Annotated in this window: 15 protein-coding genes and 1 other annotated feature; of the genes, 1 reads left to right on the plus strand and 14 read right to left on the minus strand. The window is 35.4% G+C overall.

What is annotated here, in order from left to right; genetic code table 11:
- Position 1 precedes the first annotated feature (1 nt).
- The 5 genes from HMPREF0446_RS08955 to HMPREF0446_RS07665 form a co-directional block, all read right to left on the minus strand.
- Positions 2-7030, minus strand: coding sequence for a mucin-binding protein (locus tag HMPREF0446_RS08955; RefSeq protein ID WP_020991442.1), 7029 nt, complete (start codon positions 7028-7030; stop codon positions 2-4).
- Between the two features lie 428 nt (positions 7031-7458).
- Entirely contained in the window at positions 7459-7692 is a 234-nt protein-coding gene (locus HMPREF0446_RS07650) for a DUF2922 domain-containing protein (RefSeq protein ID WP_006703853.1), read from the minus strand.
- 22 nt (positions 7693-7714) lie between these two features.
- The gene (locus HMPREF0446_RS07655; protein ID WP_006703854.1) at positions 7715-7924 is read right to left on the minus strand and encodes a DUF1659 domain-containing protein; all 210 of its coding nucleotides are present in this window, start codon (positions 7922-7924) and stop codon (positions 7715-7717) included.
- Positions 7925-8004: 80 nt separating this feature from the next.
- Positions 8005-8745 (minus strand): N-acetylmuramoyl-L-alanine amidase, encoded by a 741-nt coding sequence (locus HMPREF0446_RS07660; protein WP_006703855.1) that lies wholly within the window; start codon positions 8743-8745, stop codon positions 8005-8007.
- The gene (locus HMPREF0446_RS07665; protein ID WP_006703856.1) at positions 8738-9283 is read right to left on the minus strand and encodes an RNA polymerase sigma factor; all 546 of its coding nucleotides are present in this window, start codon (positions 9281-9283) and stop codon (positions 8738-8740) included. The genes HMPREF0446_RS07660 and HMPREF0446_RS07665 overlap by 8 nt, the downstream gene beginning before the upstream one ends.
- Positions 9284-9516: 233 nt before the next feature.
- Here HMPREF0446_RS07665 and HMPREF0446_RS07670 point away from each other — a divergent pair, with 233 nt between their 5' ends.
- Positions 9517-10203 carry a hypothetical protein gene (locus HMPREF0446_RS07670; protein ID WP_006703857.1) on the plus strand — a complete coding sequence of 229 codons (687 nt, stop codon included), beginning with the start codon at positions 9517-9519 and terminating at the stop codon, positions 10201-10203.
- Positions 10204-10279: 76 nt separating this feature from the next.
- On the opposite strand, the gene HMPREF0446_RS07675 is transcribed toward HMPREF0446_RS07670, so the two are convergent.
- The 9 genes from HMPREF0446_RS07675 to HMPREF0446_RS07715 all read right to left on the minus strand — a co-directional run bounded on the left by HMPREF0446_RS07675 (position 10280) and on the right by HMPREF0446_RS07715 (position 22011).
- The gene (locus HMPREF0446_RS07675; protein WP_006703858.1) at positions 10280-11470 is read right to left on the minus strand and encodes an acetate kinase; all 1191 of its coding nucleotides are present in this window, start codon (positions 11468-11470) and stop codon (positions 10280-10282) included.
- Between the two features lie 204 nt (positions 11471-11674).
- Positions 11675-12682 (minus strand): class I SAM-dependent methyltransferase, encoded by a 1008-nt coding sequence (locus HMPREF0446_RS07680; protein ID WP_006703859.1) that lies wholly within the window; start codon positions 12680-12682, stop codon positions 11675-11677.
- A 64-nt stretch (positions 12683-12746) separates the two neighbouring features.
- Positions 12747-13037, minus strand: coding sequence for a 50S ribosomal protein L27 (gene rpmA / locus HMPREF0446_RS07685; RefSeq protein ID WP_006703860.1), 291 nt, complete (start codon positions 13035-13037; stop codon positions 12747-12749).
- A gap of 22 nt (positions 13038-13059) precedes the next feature.
- Complete coding sequence (locus HMPREF0446_RS07690; protein ID WP_006703861.1) at positions 13060-13392, minus strand: ribosomal-processing cysteine protease Prp; 333 nt, start codon at positions 13390-13392, stop codon at positions 13060-13062.
- An 8-nt stretch (positions 13393-13400) separates the two neighbouring features.
- Positions 13401-13709 carry a 50S ribosomal protein L21 gene (gene rplU, locus HMPREF0446_RS07695; RefSeq protein ID WP_020991443.1) on the minus strand — a complete coding sequence of 103 codons (309 nt, stop codon included), beginning with the start codon at positions 13707-13709 and terminating at the stop codon, positions 13401-13403.
- Between the two features lie 15 nt (positions 13710-13724).
- Positions 13725-13800, minus strand: a sequence feature (ribosomal protein L21 leader region).
- Positions 13801-13921: 121 nt separating this feature from the next.
- Positions 13922-15235 (minus strand): UDP-N-acetylglucosamine 1-carboxyvinyltransferase, encoded by a 1314-nt coding sequence (murA, locus tag HMPREF0446_RS07700; protein ID WP_006703863.1) that lies wholly within the window; start codon positions 15233-15235, stop codon positions 13922-13924.
- A gap of 17 nt (positions 15236-15252) precedes the next feature.
- A complete protein-coding gene (locus HMPREF0446_RS07705; protein WP_006703864.1) occupies positions 15253-15486 on the minus strand; it encodes a DUF1146 domain-containing protein in 234 nt (77 codons plus the stop codon).
- Between the two features lie 205 nt (positions 15487-15691).
- Complete coding sequence (locus HMPREF0446_RS07710) at positions 15692-15925, minus strand: hypothetical protein (protein ID WP_006703865.1); 234 nt, start codon at positions 15923-15925, stop codon at positions 15692-15694.
- A gap of 167 nt (positions 15926-16092) precedes the next feature.
- Complete coding sequence (locus tag HMPREF0446_RS07715) at positions 16093-22011, minus strand: Rib/alpha-like domain-containing protein (protein WP_006703866.1); 5919 nt, start codon at positions 22009-22011, stop codon at positions 16093-16095.
- Between the last annotated feature and the right edge of the window lie 129 nt (positions 22012-22140).

Raw genomic sequence — 22140 nt, forward strand, 5'->3', positions numbered from 1 at the left:
ATTAAGTGTACGAAATTGTACGTGTTACTTCTTCCGTATTCTTCAATTTCGCTAGTAACTCATCAGTCCATTTTGGTCCATTTGGATCATTTGGATTAATTGGCTCACCTTTCTTAGGTTCTTTATAACCTGGAGCTTTTGGATCAACTGTGATTAATTTAGTTTTATAAACTACTACTTCTTCGAAGTCTTTATCTGTAGCTGCTACAGTTTTAGCTGGTACATCTGCTGTTGTTGGTGTTACACCTGCAACTGCCGCAGTGTATTTCTCTAATACTGGTGAAGTTACTGCTTCGAATGTTTGATCAGCTGACCAATCTCCGTATGTGATTTCTCCTGTCGCTACATTAATCTTACCAGAACGTGTGAATTTAAGTGTTTTGACTTTCTTATCAGCTACACTTGTTAAATCAGATTCTGCTACTGGAGTACCGTCTTCATATACATACTTAATTGTACGTGTTACTTCTTCTTGTACTTTTACAGCATTGATTAATTCTTCTGTCCATTTTGGTCCATCTGGATTATTTGGATCGATTGGTGTTACACCTGGAGTTGGTTTTGGATTTTCATTACTTGATGGTTTAGTTGGATCAAATGATGGAATATCCACTACTTTAGCTTTGAATTTCACTACATATTCTTGATCAACTGCAGCATCTTTATCGAATTTATCTGTTGAAACAAATCCGTTATTTACTAATTCGTAACCTTTTTTCTTCAATTCGGCAATTTTAGCTTCAACTGATGTTGCTGTTGTAGCTGGGTAAGCTTCTTCTGATTTACCTGTAACTGCGATTGAATCTGCAAGACCTGGAGTAATGACTTTATCTGTATTCGTAGGATCTACTTCTACGAATTTAACTACAGCTTTTTGAGCCACTGGAGTGTAAAGTACTGTAATCTTGTAGTCATCTGCTTCTGCATCGATTGCTGCAGTTGCTTCTACAGTAGCGTTGTCTGGTAAGTATCCTGCTACCGTTGGTGAAGAAACATTATTAAATTTATCATCTTTAGCTTTTTCCGCATCAGATAATGTAATTGCATCGTTAGATGTTCCACCTACTGGAGTCCATGGTCCAAATGTAACGATTGATTTTTGAGCATCTGTTGCATCTGCTGCGATTGCTTTATTTGTAATGTGGTCGTAGTAAACTACACGAGCTTTGTATTCTTCTGGAGAATCATATCCACTCTTATCTAACACCGCTTTATAAGCAGCGTATTCTGTAGGATATTCTTTCGCAGCTAATGTGTAGTCGATTGTACGGTCACGTTCAAAGTGAAGTGTTTCAGTCACTGTTGGTGCCGCTGTAGTTCCACGTTTATCTGCTGGTACATCATCTGTACTTGCATATTTGTACTCAATTGTACGTGTTACTTCTTGAGTATCTTTAATTTTACGAGTAACTTTCTTATGACGTAGGTAAACATTGAATGCTTGATCTACTTCTTTATCATCATCAAACTTGCGTCCACCCTCAATAGCTGTACCTTGAGTGTTATTTGTATAATCATCTGTGACTAGTTCATATCCAAGGTCTTCATATTTTTTGATTGTTTCAGCTGTTTTATAAGGAATTGCTGTATGTGATTTACCTTGAAGCGTTGTAACATCATAAGTTGTTTTCGCATCTGCACCTGTTGCAGGGGCTGGATTAGCATTTTGAACTTCAAGAATACGAGCATCCCCTGTTGCATCTAAGTCGATGTATGTTACTTTAGCTTTTTGAGTATCAGCTTTGTAAACAACATACATATCAAAGTCATCTTTGTTGTCCGCACGAACTTCTGATACTAATGGTTCGTATGCTCCAACATCTTTCGTATTATCTGCAACTGGAGTATATAATCCTACTGGTTGCTTACCGTTATGGATGTGTCCCATCTTACCATCTGCACGAGGAGTGAAGTCAGCAGTTACTACTTCTGCTGTATATCCTTTAACAGTTGGTGAGATAACTTCTTTAAATTTAGAATTTTCATCACTTGAAGCAGTCCATTTACCAATAATAATTGAACCTTGGTTGAACTGTGTTCCCGCCGGAATCGTATCTCCAACATTGTAAACATGTCCTGTTGCATCTGTAACTTGATTTGCAGTTACTAATTCTGTAGAGGTTGCACCTGCTTCAGAGAAAATCTTGTAATCACGAGTATAATCAATCGTTTGTGTACGAGTAACCGGTGTGTTATCGATTGCTAGGATTGGATCATTATCTTTATATGAATCTTGACTTGAAGGGTTATCATCAGCATTTTCGTATACATAATGAATTGTACGAGTAATTGATGCTTTTGACTGTGGGTTAACGATTGGTGTATACGTAGCTTTACCGTAGTCTGTACCATACTGACTAGTCACAGGATCCCCATCTACTTTATTGTTATAGTCAAGGTCTGGTTGTTGTTTTGTTACTCCAGTTCCTTTTCCTACAAATTTAGGATGTGGTGTAAATGTAATTTCGCCAGTATCTTGGTTTAATGTGTACGTACCTTCATTTTCAATAACGATTTCTATATCAGTTACTTTAGTATAACGACGATGTACGGTCTCAACCGCACCTGTTTCTGGATCAATGTGAACCGCATCTGGAAGAGTAACATTCATTAAATCTTCGTAAGTAGCAGCTGTACGCGTTCCTTTTGGAATCACATCATTATTAGCAGTATAAGTAGTTCCATTCATTGTAATACTTTCACCTTTTGGAACTAATTGATCTGCAGAAGTTTCATTCACAAGAGTCCCTTCAAATCTTGTTTGAGTTCCTGCTGGGATCGTATCTCCTTTAGCAAAAGTAGTTTTCCATGTTGTAATTTGAGCTCCACCTACTATTTTAAGTGGTGTAACAAGTTCATCACCTACTTGTAGTTTACTTCCTGCTGGTACAACTACATTAGCCCCATTACGGATTACTGTCGTGTCCTCTGTTGCTGTTGGTAAAGCTCCTTCTAATACCGAACCTGCTGGTACTGACCCTGTTGTGAATCTTGCATTACTTACAGTTACATTTCCTGTACCATTAACAGCAACTGGTGATGAAACATTACCTAACTTAGTTCCTGCTGGAATTTTATCTGCTGGTTTATAAGTGACTGTTGTTCCATCTGTTAGTGTAACAGTTGTTTCCTTATCGACAGTTGTATCTTTTGTATATAATTTACCTGGAATTTCTTTTCTAGTTGCAAAAGTTGGTTTCGCAGTTGTATTTAAAATATCAACTCGTTTAGAAGTTTCAACAGATTCATTTGTTACAGTTTCAACTGTTCCTTTTGTTGGAATTGTAGGGTTAGATGATTGTGGTTTTCCTTGAATGTCTTCTGTAGTTGTATCTTCTCCTACTGGACGAACGTCAATAACTGTCGGAATATAACTTGTATCCATAGATTTGGCACCGTTATTTCCGTTGTTTACATTTTCTAAAACCTTATCTTTTTCTGCTAAAGTAGTACTTGTTAAAGATTCTCTAATAGTATCTTCTGTAGCTTCCCATCCAGTGTGACTTCCATTATTGTCCCATGCACGGATAGCTACCCCTTTAGCTGTACCTACAAACCCTTTTTCTGGTTCAAAAGTAATTTTTGTAAAACTCAAACTACCTTGTTTAGTATTTTTATTTTCCGCAGAACCTTCATTTAGTTTATAAACCCCAACTTTGTTTCCAGCTGTATCATATTCAGTATATTCAGATAAGTAGTATTCTGTTTTACCTGTTAATTTATTCAATACTTTAACAGCTGTACCAAGAGTATTTCCTCTCGCATCTTTAACAACTACCTCAGTACCATTGTAAATTGTTTGACTTAGTTGATCTTTCACCTCAACAGTTTTACCTGTTGGTTCTTCAGATTTAACAACTGTATCATTTAATACCATCTTAGGTGCTGTATTATCATCAATTTGCGCCCATTGTTTATAGTTAGATTCAATTGTTTTACCACTTGCAGTAAACATAGCATTGGTTGGGAGATTCACTTCTTGTTTCTTGCCTTGGTAATCTTTTGTTTCTTGACGTGTTCCTCGAGGTTGGTGAATAACGTTAGCAACGAAATCTTCCACTTCCCCTGAAGATGCTAATCCTGTAGGCAGTCTTAAGTCATTCTTATCTACAGAAACACGTAAACGAACACCAAGATTATCTACTGATGTGTTTAATAATTGTGGTGTATTTTTGAATGTAATGTCATAAGTCCCATCAGCATTAGCAGTCACTAATTCAGATGATTCATAAAGGTCGAATTTACCATTCCCGTTAAAGTCAACCCATCCACGAACATAAGCCACATCATTATTAACACCACGGTTAACTTTGATACCTTTTAAGATATATTCATTTTCACTTGCATGACGTAGTGTATATTTAGTTGCTACTGCTGGGTCAAGAAGTTGTCCTTCACCTTCATCAGGTAAGTTACCTACACCAAGTCCACGTGTTGCTTGATTATATAACCCTTTAATTGGTAAACCATCCCCGCCCGCTAATGTATTAGCTGTTGATAGAATTTCACCATTTTTAATCGCTACTTGTGTTCCATCGGCCATACGAATTACTGGGTTTTTACCATCTAATAAGTATGTTCCTGATTGACCTTTAGAGTTTGTAACTTGAGTTGTCCCACTAACAAGACTAACTTCTTTATAATCTTCTGAGTTTACTAAGTCATCTAGTACCCAGGCACCATTTGGCTCAGCAATTGTTGTACGGAAATCTGTATCTGCAGGAACATCCCCTAAATATGGCTGTGTCGCAGTTACTTGCGTTCCATTTTTATCTTTATTAAAGTTACCGATAATGTGTTGTGCAGAACCATAAGAGGCTGGTGCATCCCCTCCATCATAAATAACGAAACCTACAGTTGCTGATTGGCTACCATTGGCATTAATGTAAACACCTAAATTTTCAACATTTTGAGATAGACCTATAGGAAGATCGTATCCATTATTAACACCAGAATCAAAAGGTCCAAATAATTGACTTCCATAACCTGTTTCTGTTTTATTCGTCCATTCAGAAAGTTTATAACCTGTAGACAACGGAGCATTTGTTTTTCTATCGAAAGTATTTAAAAAGTTACCATTACCTTCTCTATTAGGGAATAAACCTTTTGAGTTTGTTTTATTTTTATTCAAACGCATGAATTCTTCCCAAGGTGTACCATCAGATTCGAACTGAGTGAACTCCGCCACACTTAAATCTTCTGAATCAACTGCAATAGCATTAACCGCTACTGGACGACCATTATATGTTGCTGACAATTGGAACTTAACCCCAACGTTACCACCATCATAAGCTGGAGCGAACGCAGTTAATCGTTCACGAGTTACCCCATTTGAATCTTCATATTTAGTTTCGAACCCTGCTAATCGTAAATGACTCCAGTTTGGATCTTGTCTTGTTACAATAACATCTTCACGTTGAACAACACCATCAACTGGACTTCTATTAATATTCTCAGGTTCACCATTAGCTTTATTTAGAGTATATGTTTCTGTTGTAACTTTTTTACGAGAAAGTGAACTTACTGTAGCACTTAATGTATAACCTTTTACCTTAGTTGGAACATCGAAACGCATTCCTTCTTGAAGAACTTCGAATATTTCATTATTTCCTCGTCCACTAGATTGGTTGTTTTGTACTTCATTTTTTACATCATTATATGTTTTCCACAAAGTATATTTAGCTAATCCAGATGCTAAAAATGCAGGATCATTCGTTTTCTTACCTACTAACTCGGGGTGTGTAGTCGACTCAAGAACGGTACGAACCATTGTAAAACGTCCACGTTCTTGACGTCCTTTTGAACTAGTGAAATCAACCATAGCCGGATTATTAACGTATTCAACAGCCCCTACTTTTGTTCCATCAGCATATGTAATAGACGCAGTAGCGAAGTCAAACCAGTTAATTGCTTCACGAAGTTGACTATAGTTTTTCTCACCAGCTGAACCATAAGCTACATCACCAATAGCAAAATCATATGTTTTACTACCATTTTGATCTACCTTACCATTAGCCAATGTTACAGTTGCTACGGCTGCACCTGTGTTACCTTTTCGTTTAACTTCAATCTTATCATCAGCAGTTAAAGTTGGATTTGCTGTACGGATTTCTTTTTCAATCGCACGCGCTTCTTCCTCAGTAATATCTCCTACATTATTTACAACAACTTTATTAATCGGGTTGCTAATGTTTATAGTACTACCTGCTGGATCTGCCAACACTGCAGAAACTTTTTCATCATGTCCTGCTGCTTTCATTGCTGTATAAACAGCTTCTAAAGCATTATTCACTTCTGAACGTTGTTTATTTAATTCTTCAGCTGTCACAGTTTTTGATGTTGATAATTCATTTGCTTTTTCAATGGCTTTTTTAGCATTTTCAATTGCTTGAATTAAAGCATCTTTCGCTTTTTCATCTTGAACAGATTTTTCTGCGTAAGATAATGCAGAAGTATTTAAAGCTTTTGCTTCATTCACTGCTTTTTCTAAGTCTTCTTTTGCTTTTTCTACTTCTTTAGCAGCTTCTTTTTTCTCAGAGTCTTCTTTAGAATCTTTTTTAGTGTCTTCCTTAGCTTTCTCTTCAATTTTTTCTTCTGCTTTTTCTTTTGGAGTTTCAATTGGTTTTTCTACCACTTCTCCTGCTGTTTCTGGAACAACTAATTCTGGCTTTTCTACTACTGGAGTAGAATTTTCTTTAGTCGTTGCTTCAGGTTTTACTGAAGTTGATTCCACTGCTGGAGTTGCTGCAGCTGTTGTTTCCGTCTCCTTTTCTGTTGGAATCGGCTTTTCTGCAACCGTTTTCTGATTAGATTCTGTTTTACCAACAGTTCCATTACCTTCGGTCTTATCCTTTACTAATGCAGAAGAAGGCTCTGAAGAAGCTTGTTCATTAGCTTGAGCAGTTTGCCCGCCAGCAAATACTAATGCTGTACCAATTAAAACACTTGCTGCACCGAAATGATATTTACGAATTGAGAAACGTTGTCTTAATCCATACCAATTAAACGATTTTTTACGTTTATTTCTCATAACTTTTTCCTTTCTGAATAAATCATAATTATATTTTTTAACACTGTCCGAACACACTGCAAATACACTATCTGCATCTTCACATTCTATCAGAAATTCCTATAAAAACAAAGCATTTTTTTAATAAGAGATATAAATTATTTTTTTTCGTTTGATATAGGAAAAATATATAATGGATAAAGATTTTTTCTTGTTTATGTATTTTTTTATACAAATCTCATGGTTATTCCAAAAATACCGACTTTCTTACTAAAAAAGTCCGAAGAATAATTATATGAATATGTCAATCTAACATTCATATTTTATAAAGTATTTTTAAGATTATTTTCCAAAGATTAAATGTATTTCTTTTCTTCCTTACTATGTATAATAAAAAAGAAGCCCAAGAGTTATCCCTTCGACTTCTTTTAGCGTTACTATTTATTTAACTATTTTTCATCTTTGAATACTTGAGTTACGGTACGGTCTACATACGCTGCAGATACAACTCCTTCAAACTCTTTCTTGCCTGCTTTTTCAAAAGCATGTGTGTTAACGATTTTCTGCATTGCACCTTTGACAGTTGCTTCATCTAAATTTTCTGCTGGCTTAGCAATCACCAAATTTTTATGTTTTCCATCTGCATTTTTAAAAACTAGTTTTAATTCTTTTGTTGTTGTCATATTTTTTCACTCCTTTTCTTAATTATCCAATTGTATGACGATAATGAGATACAACCGTTACATAGCTAACTGTTTCTTTCATCAATGTTTTTAAAGCATCCCCAATTTCTTTTACTGCTTCTTCATCTGCTGTTTCAACAAGATTTGGTAAACTTTTAATTCGTTTTGCTTTTCCTCTTTCCTCATCCATATGAAATACCTCTAATGTTGATTTTTGAAATACTTTTGCCATTTTCTTTTTCCTCCTGTTTGTTTTTTGTAGTGTCATGACTTCCTACACTATAAAAAGAAAATGATGGATCAATTTTACCCCTATTCACTTAATTTAATATTAACGATTTCTTGAATGGCATCATAGTCATAACCGTCTTCTTCTAAGCGTTGTTTTCTCTCTTCTCCATTTCCCCATAACCCAAGAATGACTTCATCTGCGATCTCTTCATTAGTTTTCTCAGTCGATGGCTTTTCTTCCCCAGGAGAGTTTTCTTCATTATTGGACATATCGTCATTTTCTTCTGTCCCATTTCCAATTGTAGCTAACATTTCCTCTACTGTACTTCCCAACTCTGCCAACTCAGTCATTCGAGTAATAAAATAGTCTTTCACACTTTCAGTTGTTCCTCCATGTAAGGCTAAGCTTCTATGAGGGCATGAAGTAGGCACAAACTCATGATGTAGCCTTACCGTATCTGCTGTAATTGGTAACCCATAATAAAGTAAATCTTCCGTAGCTTGCATTAGAGTAATATCTTCATTTTGTAAAAATTCTTCATCTGTGACTTTCATACTTTCACAGATTTCATATCCAATCGAGCGAATATTACTCCACCAATCTCCAGTATGATAAGCAATATTATACGTATCCACTACTCGCACAATCGTATCTCGATTACAATAATAATGGGCAATTCCTAAAGATTTTTCACGGTATCTCAACCATTCAATATACTCAGTTGGTGTCATATATCCTGCATCATTATGAATGACTACAAACTCCACCCCTACTAAGCGTCCACTATTTTCCATTAATGTTTCATTGATTTTTTCAACCATTTAAATTCCCTCCTTTAATCCATTGTTGATATTTCTTTTGAATCGCTTGTCGATCCCGATAATATTTACTCTTGCAACGTCCTTCAAGTTCAGCCAATTCTTTAATAGAATCTGATTGTTCAAGGAACAACTCCAATGTTTTCTTCTGTCTTGGAGTTAGTAATTCGTACAGTTTTCCTAATTCTTCACTCGTCTCCAATTGACCTTGAATATCACTATCGCTTCCTAGCATAAATTCCAAACTTTCATCACTACATTCTCGCATCTTTTGCTGATTTTCTTTTGAAAATTCTCGTAAACAAATCCATGTAAATCCTCGTTTAATATAAGATGCATAAATATACCGTTGCTCTTCTAAAGGATTCCCTCCTAATCTTTGAAAAGTTTCTAATATTAGAATTCTTCCTAATTGTAGTAAGTCTTGATATTCTGAATTCGTATTTGAAACATGGTAACCTCTTAACACAGAATATAAAACTGGTTCAAATGTTTGAAGATATTCTTCACTCCATTCTGCTGGCATTTCCCAATACTCCATACTCCTATCTCCTTTATCGTTTTTACAAGATCTTGTTACTAAAACTGTACGATAAATAACTCATTAAAACAAAATTCGTCTTCATTCTTTTTAAATGTAAATTCTAAAATTTCATAAATTTTCCCTTAAATTAATATATTTTTCTTAAAACTTGTGATATTTTTCACTTTTTAATTTATTTTTTACCGATTTTGGTATACAATAAAAGAAAAAAGTATTGGGAGGTAATTATAATGTCAAACATTGTTATTAATTTCAATCGTAGTTGTGATGCTAGTATTTTCGAAACTTGTGTACAACATCAAGTTCCTGAAATTACTCGAGATATTGTTTTGCTGTACGATATTAGCGATGACCCTCGAACCGACTGTAACAGCATCATTGTCACCCGTTCTGGTCAATGGTATATTACGCGCCAAACAACCTCTCAACTATTCGATTTATTACAAGAAAACACCCCTATCTCTTACACTCTCGCCAAGGAAATAACGAAAAAATTTTCTAACATTCGTAAAAAGATTCCTTATTGTTTTGATGACTTTCTTTATTTTCCGATTTATACTTTTTCAGACCATCACCATTGGTGTGGCTATCATCATTGCATTGATAAACAAAAGGTCGGAGACACTCTTCATTTATACTTTGATCAATCATTAGAAATTATTTTGCCTTATAAATATTCCACCGCTATTCTGAATACTCAAACTTTCGATTCACTTTTGAACAGCAACAAAGAATTTAATATGCACTTCTTTCAACATTATCCGATTCATGATTCTTCTACTAAGGAACAACTGTCTATTACTCGTTTTTGCCAATTTTTTATTCCTATTATTTTAGAATATATTAATAAAGTATCTCCAGGTGAAACAGATGCAAAAACTTGGGAAGAAGTCTTGAAGCATTTTGTAGAATGTTAATCATGTTGATATATATAAGTACACAAAAAAGAGGCTTAACATTGCTGTTAAGCCTCTTTTCGCTTTTTCTCACATCTTAACTTTTACGTAGACGTTCGATGTCTCTTGCGATTTCTACTTCTTCGTTTGTTGGAATGTTTAATACTGTTACTTTCGCATTGTCTGATGAAATAATTGCTTCTGAACGAGTGTTGTTACGTTCTTTGTCAATATCACATCCGAACCATGTAATTCCGCTAATAATTAAGTCACGGATTTTAATTGAGTTTTCACCGATACCTGCAGTAAATACAATCGCATCTACACCATTCATTACGGCAATATATTGACCAATGTATTTTTGAACACGATCCACAAAGATTTCCATTGCTACTTTAGCATCTTCGTTAGTTGCTGAAGCATTGTCAATATCACGCATATCGCTTGATAAACCTGATAATCCTAATAAACCAGATTTTTTATTTAAAATATCAACCATTTCATTGATATCTGTAATGTTTAATTTGTTCATTAAGAATCCTACTAATGAAGCATCGATATCTCCTGAACGAGTACCCATTGTAACCCCTGCTAATGGAGTGAATCCCATAGATGTATCTACTGATTTACCGCCATCAACGGCTGTAATTGAAGCACCGTTTCCTAAGTGACATGTAATGATTTTTAATTCTTTAATTGGTTTGCCTAATAATTCAGCTGCACGGTGTGAAACATAACGGTGGCTAGTTCCGTGTGCTCCGTATTTACGTGCTTTGAATTGTTTATAGTATTCTAATGGCACACTGTATAAGTATGCTTTTTTAGGCATTGTTGTATGGAATGAAGTATCGAATACAGCAACACTTGTAATATCTGGTAAGATATGTTTGAATGCACGCATTCCGATAGCTTCTGCTTTATTGTGTAATGGAGCAAATTCTGCTAAATCTTCTACTTGTTGGATAACTGTATCGTCTACTAAAGCTGAATCTTTGAAGATTTCTCCCCCAGCAACTACACGGTGTCCAACACCAGTAATTTCATCAAATGAAGCAATAATGTTTAATGCTACTAATTGCTCTAATAATTTTTCTACGGCTACTTCGTGGTTAGGAATATCTTCTACCACTTCATATTTTTGATCATCTCCGTAGCTGATTGAAAAGATTGAATTTTCTAATCCAATACGTTCTACTAATCCTTTTGCCACAACTTCTTCTTGAGGCATGTTAAATAATTGGAATTTCAAGCTTGAACTTCCGGCATTAATCGCGATTGATTTTGACATAATCTGTCTCCTTTGTGTGATAATGTTCTACTTTTTGTGAAAAACACTGTACAATTTCCCTTTAAAAGTTTCATCATTCAGTATTTCTCGTACCTCATTTATTTTAGCATAACTAAGTACAGATTGAAATAATAAATCCTTGGTTCTACAGAAAATAAAATATCAAAGTATATATCTATTCTTAACTTTTTAGTCCTACACTGTCTACGAAAGTTCTTTCGCCCATTTTTCAAATGTTTGTGTAAATTGTCTGAACTTATCGATATTTTTCATATCCGGGATATCGCCTAACAATACTTGACGTGCTTGTTTTGCACCTTTTCCTTTTTTCTGGAAAATAAGTAGCGACTTACTATATTGTTGGTTTTTGAATAATGTCTTAGGGAAAGCGAGCATCGCTTGAACAAAGGATTCCTTTTGTAAATGTTCTAATAATGACACACTTTCTTCTGTTTCAAATAAATTTGTTGGCACAATCATCAATCCAAAACCGCCTGATTTTAAATAATTCAAATGTTGTTCAATCAATAAATGGTGTGCATAAGAATGTCCCTCTTTTGCATGAGTTTTAAACTCTTTTGCTCGTTCATCGACAGGATAATACCCAACTGGTAAGTCGGATAACGCAATATCGATTGGATCGACTAATAAATCACTTAATCCATCTTGCAACATCACACGTACCTCTAAACTTTCTAAGGCAAAAGATTGCAGCGCTAAATGCACTAACACTTCATCATTATCAATTGCAGTCGTCTGAATTGTTTTTCCACTTTCTTCTAAAAAGAGCTGAACGGTACTTAATAAATTCCCACTTCCACAAGCAAAATCAGCAAGTAAAAGTGTGTCTTTATTTTCTGTTAAACGTTCCACCATAAATGCCACTAATAATCCAATTGAATCAGGTGTCATTTGATGATTCGTTTGTAATCCATCTTCCTTTGCAGCTTTCAAGAAAGTATATTGAATCATGCGACGAATTTGTTCTTTTGTAAAGCTTTGTAATGCTAGTTCTTGATAAGCTTCATTTAATTGTGCGATGGTTGCTGCATCTGGTTGCCCTTCTACTTGTTGCGCTTGATTTCCTGAAGCAATATTTTGCAAAGTTTCTCCTAATGCCTCAACATACGAATACTCAATTGCTTTTTGGAGAACTTGAACAGCCTCCCATAATTTTTCAAAACTACGAATTTCTTTATTTTCCTGTTCCATCAAACTCCTCCTTTCAGATAAAAAATAAGAGACAGGACAAAGTCCTGCCTCCGCAAATTCCATATTATTCAGCAGCTGCTACTGGGTAAACAGATACTTGTTTTTTGTCACGGCCTTTACGTTCGAAACGTACTACGCCATCAACTTTAGCGAATAATGTGTCATCTCCACCGATTCCAACATTGTGACCTGGATGGATTTTAGTTCCACGTTGGCGGAATAAAATTGAACCACCTGTAACAAATTGTCCATCAGCACGTTTAGCACCTAAACGTTTTGATTGAGAGTCACGTCCGTTTGATGTAGAACCGCCCCCTTTTTTGTGGGCAAATAATTGTAAATTCACTTTTAACATGAGAGTGCACCTCCTTGATAGGTTAATCAACTTGAATGGTTAGATAATTAGGATATTCTTCTTGAATTCCTTCTAACCCTAGTAATAGACTATTTAATAAAATTTGTGTTGTTTGAGCTTGAACTTTTGTTACATCTCGCACAACTTCGAAATATAAATACCCACCTTCGACTTCATCAACGTCAACAATCGGTTGATAGCCTGCTAGCTTCTCGATACTATTGACAGTCGTAATTGCTAATGCAGAAACGCCTGCACAAACAATGTCTTCACCATACTCGCCAAAGCCAGCATGACCTGTCATTTCAAAAGAAACTAATTCGTGGTCTTTTTTATGAAACGTTACTCGTATCATCGTCAAAATTAAGCGTTGATTGCGTTAATCACAACTTTTGTATAAGGTTGACGGTGACCTTGTTTACGGTGAGAGTCTTTACGACGTTTGTATTTGAAAGTTACAACTTTCTTTTGACGACCTTGTTTTTCAACAGTTCCTTCAACAGTTGCACCTGCTACGAATGGAGCACCAACTTTAACGTTTTCTCCACCTACAAATACTACTTCTTCGAAAGTCACTTTGTCGCCAGCTTCTGCGTTTAATTTTTCAACGTAGATTGCTTGACCAACTTCAACTTTAACTTGTTTACCACCAGTTTTTACGATTGCGTACATATTGCACCTCCTATATTTTAGACTAAGACTCGCCAGTTTAAAGTGCCGATTCCGGTCTTTTGTACTCTAATCCGAGCGGTTGTAGCTGTGGTGCTTCACAATTACAACATGAATAGTTTAACAGAGATTTCTATTTAAGTCAAGCAAAAGCTTGGTCGATTAAATGAAAATTAGCCGAGGATTCTTGTACGAATCATTCGGCTAATATCTCTTTAACGATTTAACATCTTTTCTAATTCTACTGTTGTGAATGGTGTTGCATCATCTTCATGAACACGTTCGATATTTGCGCCTAATGCACGTAGTTTATGATGGAATTGATAATATCCACGATCTAAGTATTTTAACTCAGTTACACGTGTGTAACCTTTTGCCACCATACCAGCAATAATTAAGGCAGCTGCTGCACGTAAATCCGTTGCTTTTACTTGAGCACCTTGTAATTGTGATTCTTGATTCATCACTGCAGTTCTACCTTCAATCTTAAACTCTGCATTCATACGGCGTAATTCTTCCAAATGATTGAAACGATTTTCAAACACTGTTTCTGTCATTGTGCTCACACCTGAAGCTAGTAATTGAACAATTGTCATTTGTGCTTGCATATCTGTTGGGAATCCAGGATGTGGTAATGTCTTCACATCTGTTGGTTTTAAAGTTTCTGGTCCAATTACACGAATTCCATTTTCTTCCTCAATAAATTGAACACCCATTTCAGATAATTTAGAAATTAATGGTTGATTATGTTCTGCAATCGCATCTTCAACAAAAACATCTCCCCCAGTAACAGCTGCAGCAACCATAAATGTTCCTGCTTCAATTCTATCAGGAATAATTGAGTGAATTGTTCCTTCTAAATGATCTACACCTTCGATACGAATATTCTCAGTACCCGCACCAATAATTTTCGCACCCATTTTATTTAAAATATTAGCTAAATCAACAATTTCAGGCTCTCTTGCTACATTTTCTAATAAAGTCGTACCTTTCGCTAATGTTGCTGCCATCATTAAGTTTTGAGTTGCTCCAACTGATGGGAAATCCATATAAATTCTTGCACCCACTAATTGATCCGCATGTGCTTCTACATAGCCATCTGCTTGGGTAATGGTTGCACCCATTGCTTCAAAACCTTTTAAATGCAAATCAATCGGACGAGTCCCAATCGCACAACCACCTGGCATTGCGACACGAGCATGCCCAAATCTAGCTAAAAGAGGACCCATTACAACGATTGACGCACGCATTTTACTCACAAATTCAAATGCTGCCGTTGTTTGAACATCTTTTGTTGCATTTAGAGTAATGGCTTTTTCCTCTTCATCAAATGTACTAGTGACATTTAAACTATTTAATACTGCTAGCATCGTATGTACATCCGATAAATTCGGTACATTTGTTAAATGTGTTACCCCATACTCCGCTAAAATACTCGCTGCTAAAATTGGAAGCACAGCATTTTTTGCTCCCTCTACTTTTACCGTTCCATTTAGACGTGTACCACCTTGTACAATCATCTTTTCCATGTTCCAAACCTCCAAGGTTACTTACTCGTAATGAATTGAATAATTGAATTAATTAAATCGGATATCGAAAAAATTGCACTAGAAGCACCTACTCCTAAAAAAAGTGCGACTAACATCATAAATAGTCTTGCTTGTTCAATTCGATTTTTTAATATGATTTTTTCTAAATTTATACACTGTAATGACCAATAAGCTAGGATAATCATCGCTAGGGTCATGATTAATCTAAAAACTTGTGTAAATGTTGTCATGTAGGTCTCCTTATCTCCTATATTGATAGAGATACTGCCTCACTATCTTACCATATTTTACAAGAAATTAAAAGATTTTGACTCTTAACTTTCACATGCTTTCAAAAAGTTTTTACAGTTTTCATTCATTTGAAAATTCGGATTAATTACGAAAAAAGTAGTTGAACTCTTTGAACGAATCCAACTACTTTTTTACTGTTGATATTTAATTTTCTTGATGTTCCGAAAGTCCTACTCCTTTTAGAATCTTTAATACTTCTGGGCTGAATACAGTATTTGTTTCTTCAGAGTTTAATGTTATATCTTCTGTATTTTTAAGACTTGCTTCTACCGGTACTTCTACGTCATTGATTGAATAAACATTGCCATCTTTATCTTTATATTCCACATGTACTTTTACAACTTCTTTTCCGCTTGTTTCTAGTTGGTGTTCAGTCATTGTTATCCCTCTTTTCTTATTAATATATAAACATTCAATTTTTCTCTCAATCAAAGTATATGATACCTATTGCACATAGTCAACGAATACAGTTTCCAACGCAAAAAAAGACTGAAACACTTAGTTTCAGTCTTCTCTCATCATTATTTAGTTCATACTTTTAATGATTATTCTTCGTCTTTTTTCTTTGTTAATGCTGGTGCTGCTAATCCTAATCCACCTAAGATTGCTAACACGGCTGGAGTAAAGACATTCATTTCAGCCATACCTGTATTTGGTAATTCTTGTTTTGCAACTGAAGCCTGTGCTTGAGATGTTGCTTGAGCATTTGCTGAAGTTGCTGGTTGTGCAGGAGTTGCAGGTTTTTCTGCTTGTCCTGGTGTTGTTGGTTCAACAGGTTGAGGTGTTGGTGCAGTTGCTTTCTTATAGTGGTGGATTACTGAACCATTCTTATCTGTTGTTGTTTTATCGAACACATATCCTTCAAGAGCTTTAGGATCTTTCAATCCTTCTTCAGGTGAAGTGATATCTTTACCATTTTCATCCACAAAATGAGTTACCACTTTATTCACTTGTGGTGCTGGTGTTGCTGGTGATGGTTCTGTTTGAGGAATTAATGAATCTTTTGGTGTAACTGTTACTGGTACTTCTACTTCAAACTCTTCTCCATTTGGTAATTTTACCTTCACTTTAACAGCTGTTTTTTCTCCAGGTGTTTCAGTTGTTGGAATTTCTCCAACTTTAACAATTTTCCATTCTGATTCTTTAGGAATATCAATGTGTTTCTTAACATCCTCTTCAGTAATCGGTGTTCCTTGTGGTACAACGATTGGAGTTGTAGTAGGTGTAGCAATTACTGGTACTTGTATTTTAATTGTTTTACCGTTTGGTAATTCAACCGTAACTGTTGCTGATGGTCTTACACCTGCAGGGAATGTTTCAGGAAGATCTGGTTCCCCTACGATTTTCCATCCAGTTACTCCTGGAATTTCAATGTGTTTTTTTACATCTTCTTTAGTTAATTTAGTTCTTTCTGGAACGATAATTGGTGTAACTTTTGGTTCTACCACATTAACTACTACAGGAACTCGTACAATTTCTTTACCATCTTTATCCTTAACAATAACAACAGCTTCTTTTTTACCTGGTTTAGAAGTATCTACTGGTGTATCGTATTCGAATGTAGCACCTTCTGGGTAATTTCCTGGTGTGATGTTATCTTTTGGATCTGGTTTGTCACCTTTCGGTACAAGTTGTTCTTTACCTTCTACTACAGTTACTGGTACTTTAACAGTTGTTTTGTACTCTTTACCATTTACAGTGTAAATTACTGGCACTTCTACTTCTCCAGCTTTTCCTGGTGTTGAAGTTTTTGGTAATGTAACATTTGTTAAATCAACTTTAACAGTTGCTCCTTCAGGAAGTTTTTTCTTGAATTCTTCGTTGTTGATTGCATTTTCTGCATCTTTACCAACTTTATCTTTTAATTCTTTTTCTGAAAGGTCTTTTGGTACAATTACTGAACCTGCTGTTGGTTTTGGTAATACTGTTACTGGAACTTTTACTTTCTCAGTTACTTTTCCATTGTCATAAGTTACTGGTACTTCTACTGTTACATCTGTAGCTCCAGCTTTTCCTTTTGTATCTGGTAATGTTGTTGGTTCTCCAACTGTTCCACCTTCACCTGGTGTTACTGAATCTTTGTCTAATTTTGGTGTTTCGCCTTCAAATACGACTACTGATTTAGGTGTTGATCCAACGACTGTTACTGGTACTTCTACTTCTTTTGTTCCAATAACGTTTCCTTTATCATCAGTATATTCAATAACTACTGTTGCTGGTTTTGGTTTACCTGTTTCAGTTACTTCAGCTGTTGTTGGTGTAGTTCCTGCTTTAACTTCTTTAACTTTTACAGTTACACCTGCTGGAACTTTATCTTTTGGTAATGCAGCTACTACTTCTTGAGCTTTTGCTTTAACTGCATCTTCTAATTTTTCGCTTCCTTTAAGAACTGTTAGTCCTTCTGGTTTCACTAATGGTAATACCTTAACTACTGCAGGTACTTCTACAAGTTTGTCTTCACCATCTTTAGCTACTACTGTTACTTTCTTGTCTCCTGGTGTTGTTGTATCAACTGGTTCTTTATAAGAGAATGTAGTTCCTTCTGGGTATTGTTCTGGATCAATACTCTTCTCTGGATTAATATCTTTACTTGGATCTTTTTCGAACACATATTGTGTCTTAGGATCTACTACCATTACTTTAGCTGGTACTTCTACAATTGTTTTTCCATCTAATTTCGCTACAACTGTTACTTCTTTTTCACCTGCTGTTGTTGTATCAACTGGTTGTTTATATTCAAATGTAGTTCCTTCTGGATATTCATCTGGAGTAATGCTTTGTTTAACATCTGGTTGTGGTTTCTTAGGATCTGCAACAACAAATTGTGGTGTGCTGTCTACTACACGTACTGTTGCTGGTACTTCTACTAGTACTTTATCCCCTTGTTTAACAACTACTGTTACTTTCTTATCTCCAGGTGCAGTTGTATCTACTTCTTCTTTGTATTCATATGTTGCATCATTTGGATAGTCTGAAGTATCAATATTATCTTCTGGTGAAGGTTGTTTTTTATCTTCACTTACTGCCACTAATTGTGGATATCCTTTCACAACTTTCACTGGTACATTAACTGTTTCGTCACCAGTTGGGTATTTAACCGTTGCTTTAACTGCTAAATCTGTTGCTCCTACTTTAACTTTATCTGTAGGTACATCTTTATTGATGTCAGCTTCAGTTACAGGAGTTAAGTCTCCACCTTTATCAGGTGTAACTGCTTCGTTAACATCAGCTGGTTTTGGTTGGTTTCCTTCCACTACATATACAGGTTTAACATCTGAACCTTTCACATTTACTGTTACTGGGATTTCTGAAGTATAAGTTGTGCCATCTGGTGATGTAAATGTTACTGGAACTTTTACAACTACTGGTTCACCTTTTTTATTAGCAATATCAGCAGGAATTTCAGGAACTTCTCCTACAGTAACTGTATATCCATCTGGTACTTTTTCAGGGAAGTCAGGAGTTTTAATTAACTCTTCTGCTTTAGCTTTCAGAGTTTCTTTAACTTTATCCGGAGTAGATCCTTTAGGTACATCAACTTCACCTTCTGTTCTAGGAAGAACCGTAACTGGTACTGTTACATCTTCTGTAACTGGAGTTCCATCTACATTGTGAGTAACTGTTGTTGGAATTTTTAATCCTGACTCTCCAGCTTTTCCATCAGTTTTAAAGATATCAGTTGCTTTTGGTTCATTAGCTGTACCTTTGTTTCCATCGATTGTAACTGGTTCAACTTTTTCTTTAACGTTTGCTGGTGTAATTTCATCACCTTCAAATACTACAATAGGTTTTGTCTTAGATTCTACAACGTTTACTTCGATATCAACTGTTGTTTCATAAGTTTTACCATCTACTGTATAAGTTACAGGTACTTTAACAACACCACGTCCATCTTCAGCAACTTTCGTAATTGCGATATCATCTTTATTAACAACAGTAGAACCATTAGTGTCACCTAATGCAGCTGTACCAGTAACGTCTGTTAATAATTTTGTAAATTCTGGAGATTTAATCGCTTTTTGAGCTTGCGCATAAGCAATTGCTTTTAATTGATCATCGTTCGTGTTAATTGGTACTGTAATTACTGAGTTAGTTTGTAAACTATTGATAAAGATTACTTTACCATATTTGTAATCAGGATTATCTGAATCTGCTAAACCATTACGGTTAAATTCATTTTCATATGGAGGTTTTAATCCATTTGCAGTATATGAGTACAGTCTGTTACCTTCTGCATCTGTGTCTCCGAAACCACTCTTAACTGTTACTTTAAAGTCAGCTGGTCCTACGAAGTTATCTGCAGCTGTAAATGGAATACTTGTTGTACGAGAGTTTGTCTCTGCAGCAGCCATACGGTTTCCTGCTGGTACGTTATAAGTTAATTTTCCACCTTTTGAGTTATCACTTGGATCATTTGGAACCCATTTGATCGTATTTGCCCAAACATTTCCTAACCAGTTTGCTCCACCATTTGCATTGTAGATTTTATCTTCTAATACTACACCTTTAGGAACTTCTACTGTTACTTCAACATTTGATGCAGAATAGTAGTCAATATTCATTCCACCTGTGTTTTTAATTGTAATGTCAAAGTTACCTTTTTGACCTTTATCGTAGATTGTATCTTTTGTATAACCATATTCACCTTTTTTACCATCTGAACGAACGTTTGTTAATACTTCAGCAGCTGGTGAAGTTGCAATACCAATACCGCCAATTAAGTAACCATCTTTAATATTAATGTTGTTATCATTAATTAAAGTATTTGTTCCTTGGCTTCCTGCTTCAATTAACACTTTAATTTTTGTAGTTTCTGCTGGAATATCATAAATACGGTCTAAGTGGTTCCATCCATTAGCTGCTAAAGCACCTTGTTCTGTTGCTAAAGGACCATTTTTACCTTCAACTGGTTTGATTTCTTTACCAGTAAATGCATCTACGATTGTTAATTTAACTCTTTCACCTGCTGAAGTAGATGTAGTTCCTCCGTATGCAGCACTGTGAATTAAGTTAACGTTTAGACGAGAATTTCCATTCACATCGTACTCTTTAGAAAGAGTTGTTCCTTTGCTTCCTAATTCTAGGTAGTAATCACGATTTTTAACTTCACCAAATGCATTCGTTCTCATTACATCAATAGTAGGTGTTACTGAAGGAACAGCACCACTACCATTTACATAACTATTTTCACCTGATGTTTGGTATTTTTTCAATTCTCCATCGTTTGAATAGATTTTTGATTTTGGAACTTCACGTGTACTTGGTTGTCCATCTTTATCTGTAACATTTGTTACATCAAGTGGTTTAACCGCATTAACTTTGTCCCCTTTTTCAATTTTCCATCCATTTAACATTCCAGCTTCTGCGTCAGCTTTTGTAATAGCTTTTTCTTGCCAGTTATATGTTGCACTACCAATTGGATCTTTTGCATCAGGTTTATTGTTTACTTTATTAGTAATATCACGTCCACTTTCGTATTGTTTAGCAATTGTTTCTGATTTTTTGTCTGCATCAGTGAAAGTTACTTTGTCTCCAAAACCTTCTTTCAAGCTTTCAAATACACCATTAGTTGGATTGTTACCATAAGCAACATGGTTTTCACTAACTGGAGCGCCTAATTCAGTTTTCTCTGCTAAATAGAATGCTAATAAGTCACGTTCAGATTTAACAGCTTCAGCTTGTTGGCTCATTGCTTGAGCTGATGTTGCATCTGCAGCATTTGCTTTCGTTACTACGGCATTAGCTTTTTCAATAATTTTTGTGTAAGTATCAATTTTAGCTTGGTCTTTTTTATTCGCATCTTTTGCTTTTTCAGCATCAAGTTTAGCTTGAACTTTAGCAATATTAGCTTGTAATTCAGTTAAAGCAGCATCTCTAATACCCTTGTATTTAGTTGCTTCTTCTGCTGAGTTAGCTGCAGTTGTATCTACTGCTCTAAATCCACTTTCACCTTGCCCAGGAATCGCTTGACCATTACGTGAATCTTGGTTTTTATTCTCTTTTTCTTCTTTCTTGTCCGCAGTTGCTTTTGGCATACTTTCAACAACGAAAGCTTTTCCGTTTACTGCTGATGTAGCTTTTGCTACTTCTTCTTTTGTTGCAGCTTCATTTGCAGATACAGTTTTTGCATTTGCTAATTCTGCTTTTGCAGACTCAATTGCTGAAGTCGTTTTTTCAGTTGATGCTGCTTTTTCTAAAGCTGCTTCTAAACGAGCAATGGCTGAAGTTAAGCCTGATTTATCAACTTTCTCAACTACTTGTTTGTTATCTTTATTAGCAGTTTCTACTGCTTCTGTAGTTGGAGTTGTTGCAGTTGCTTCTTCAGCAGCTTGAACATTTACCCCACCTAATACTGCTAATCCAGATGCAATGGCAACACTTGCTACCCCTACACTGAACTTACGAATACTATATCGTAAAAAGCGTTGTGCTTGAATCGCACGAAAATTACGTTTATCTTTCATAGTTTTCCTCCTTTTGTTTAAAAGAAATCTGTTTTTTTAAATAGAATTCTTTATAGTCTTCTATCAAAAATATTCTATATCACAATATGTGAATTGTCAAAGAATTTTAATTCCATTTTTATAAATTAC

The sequence above is a fragment of the Granulicatella elegans ATCC 700633 genome, assembly GCF_000162475.2.
Classification (GTDB): Bacteria; Bacillota; Bacilli; order Lactobacillales; family Aerococcaceae; genus Granulicatella; species Granulicatella elegans.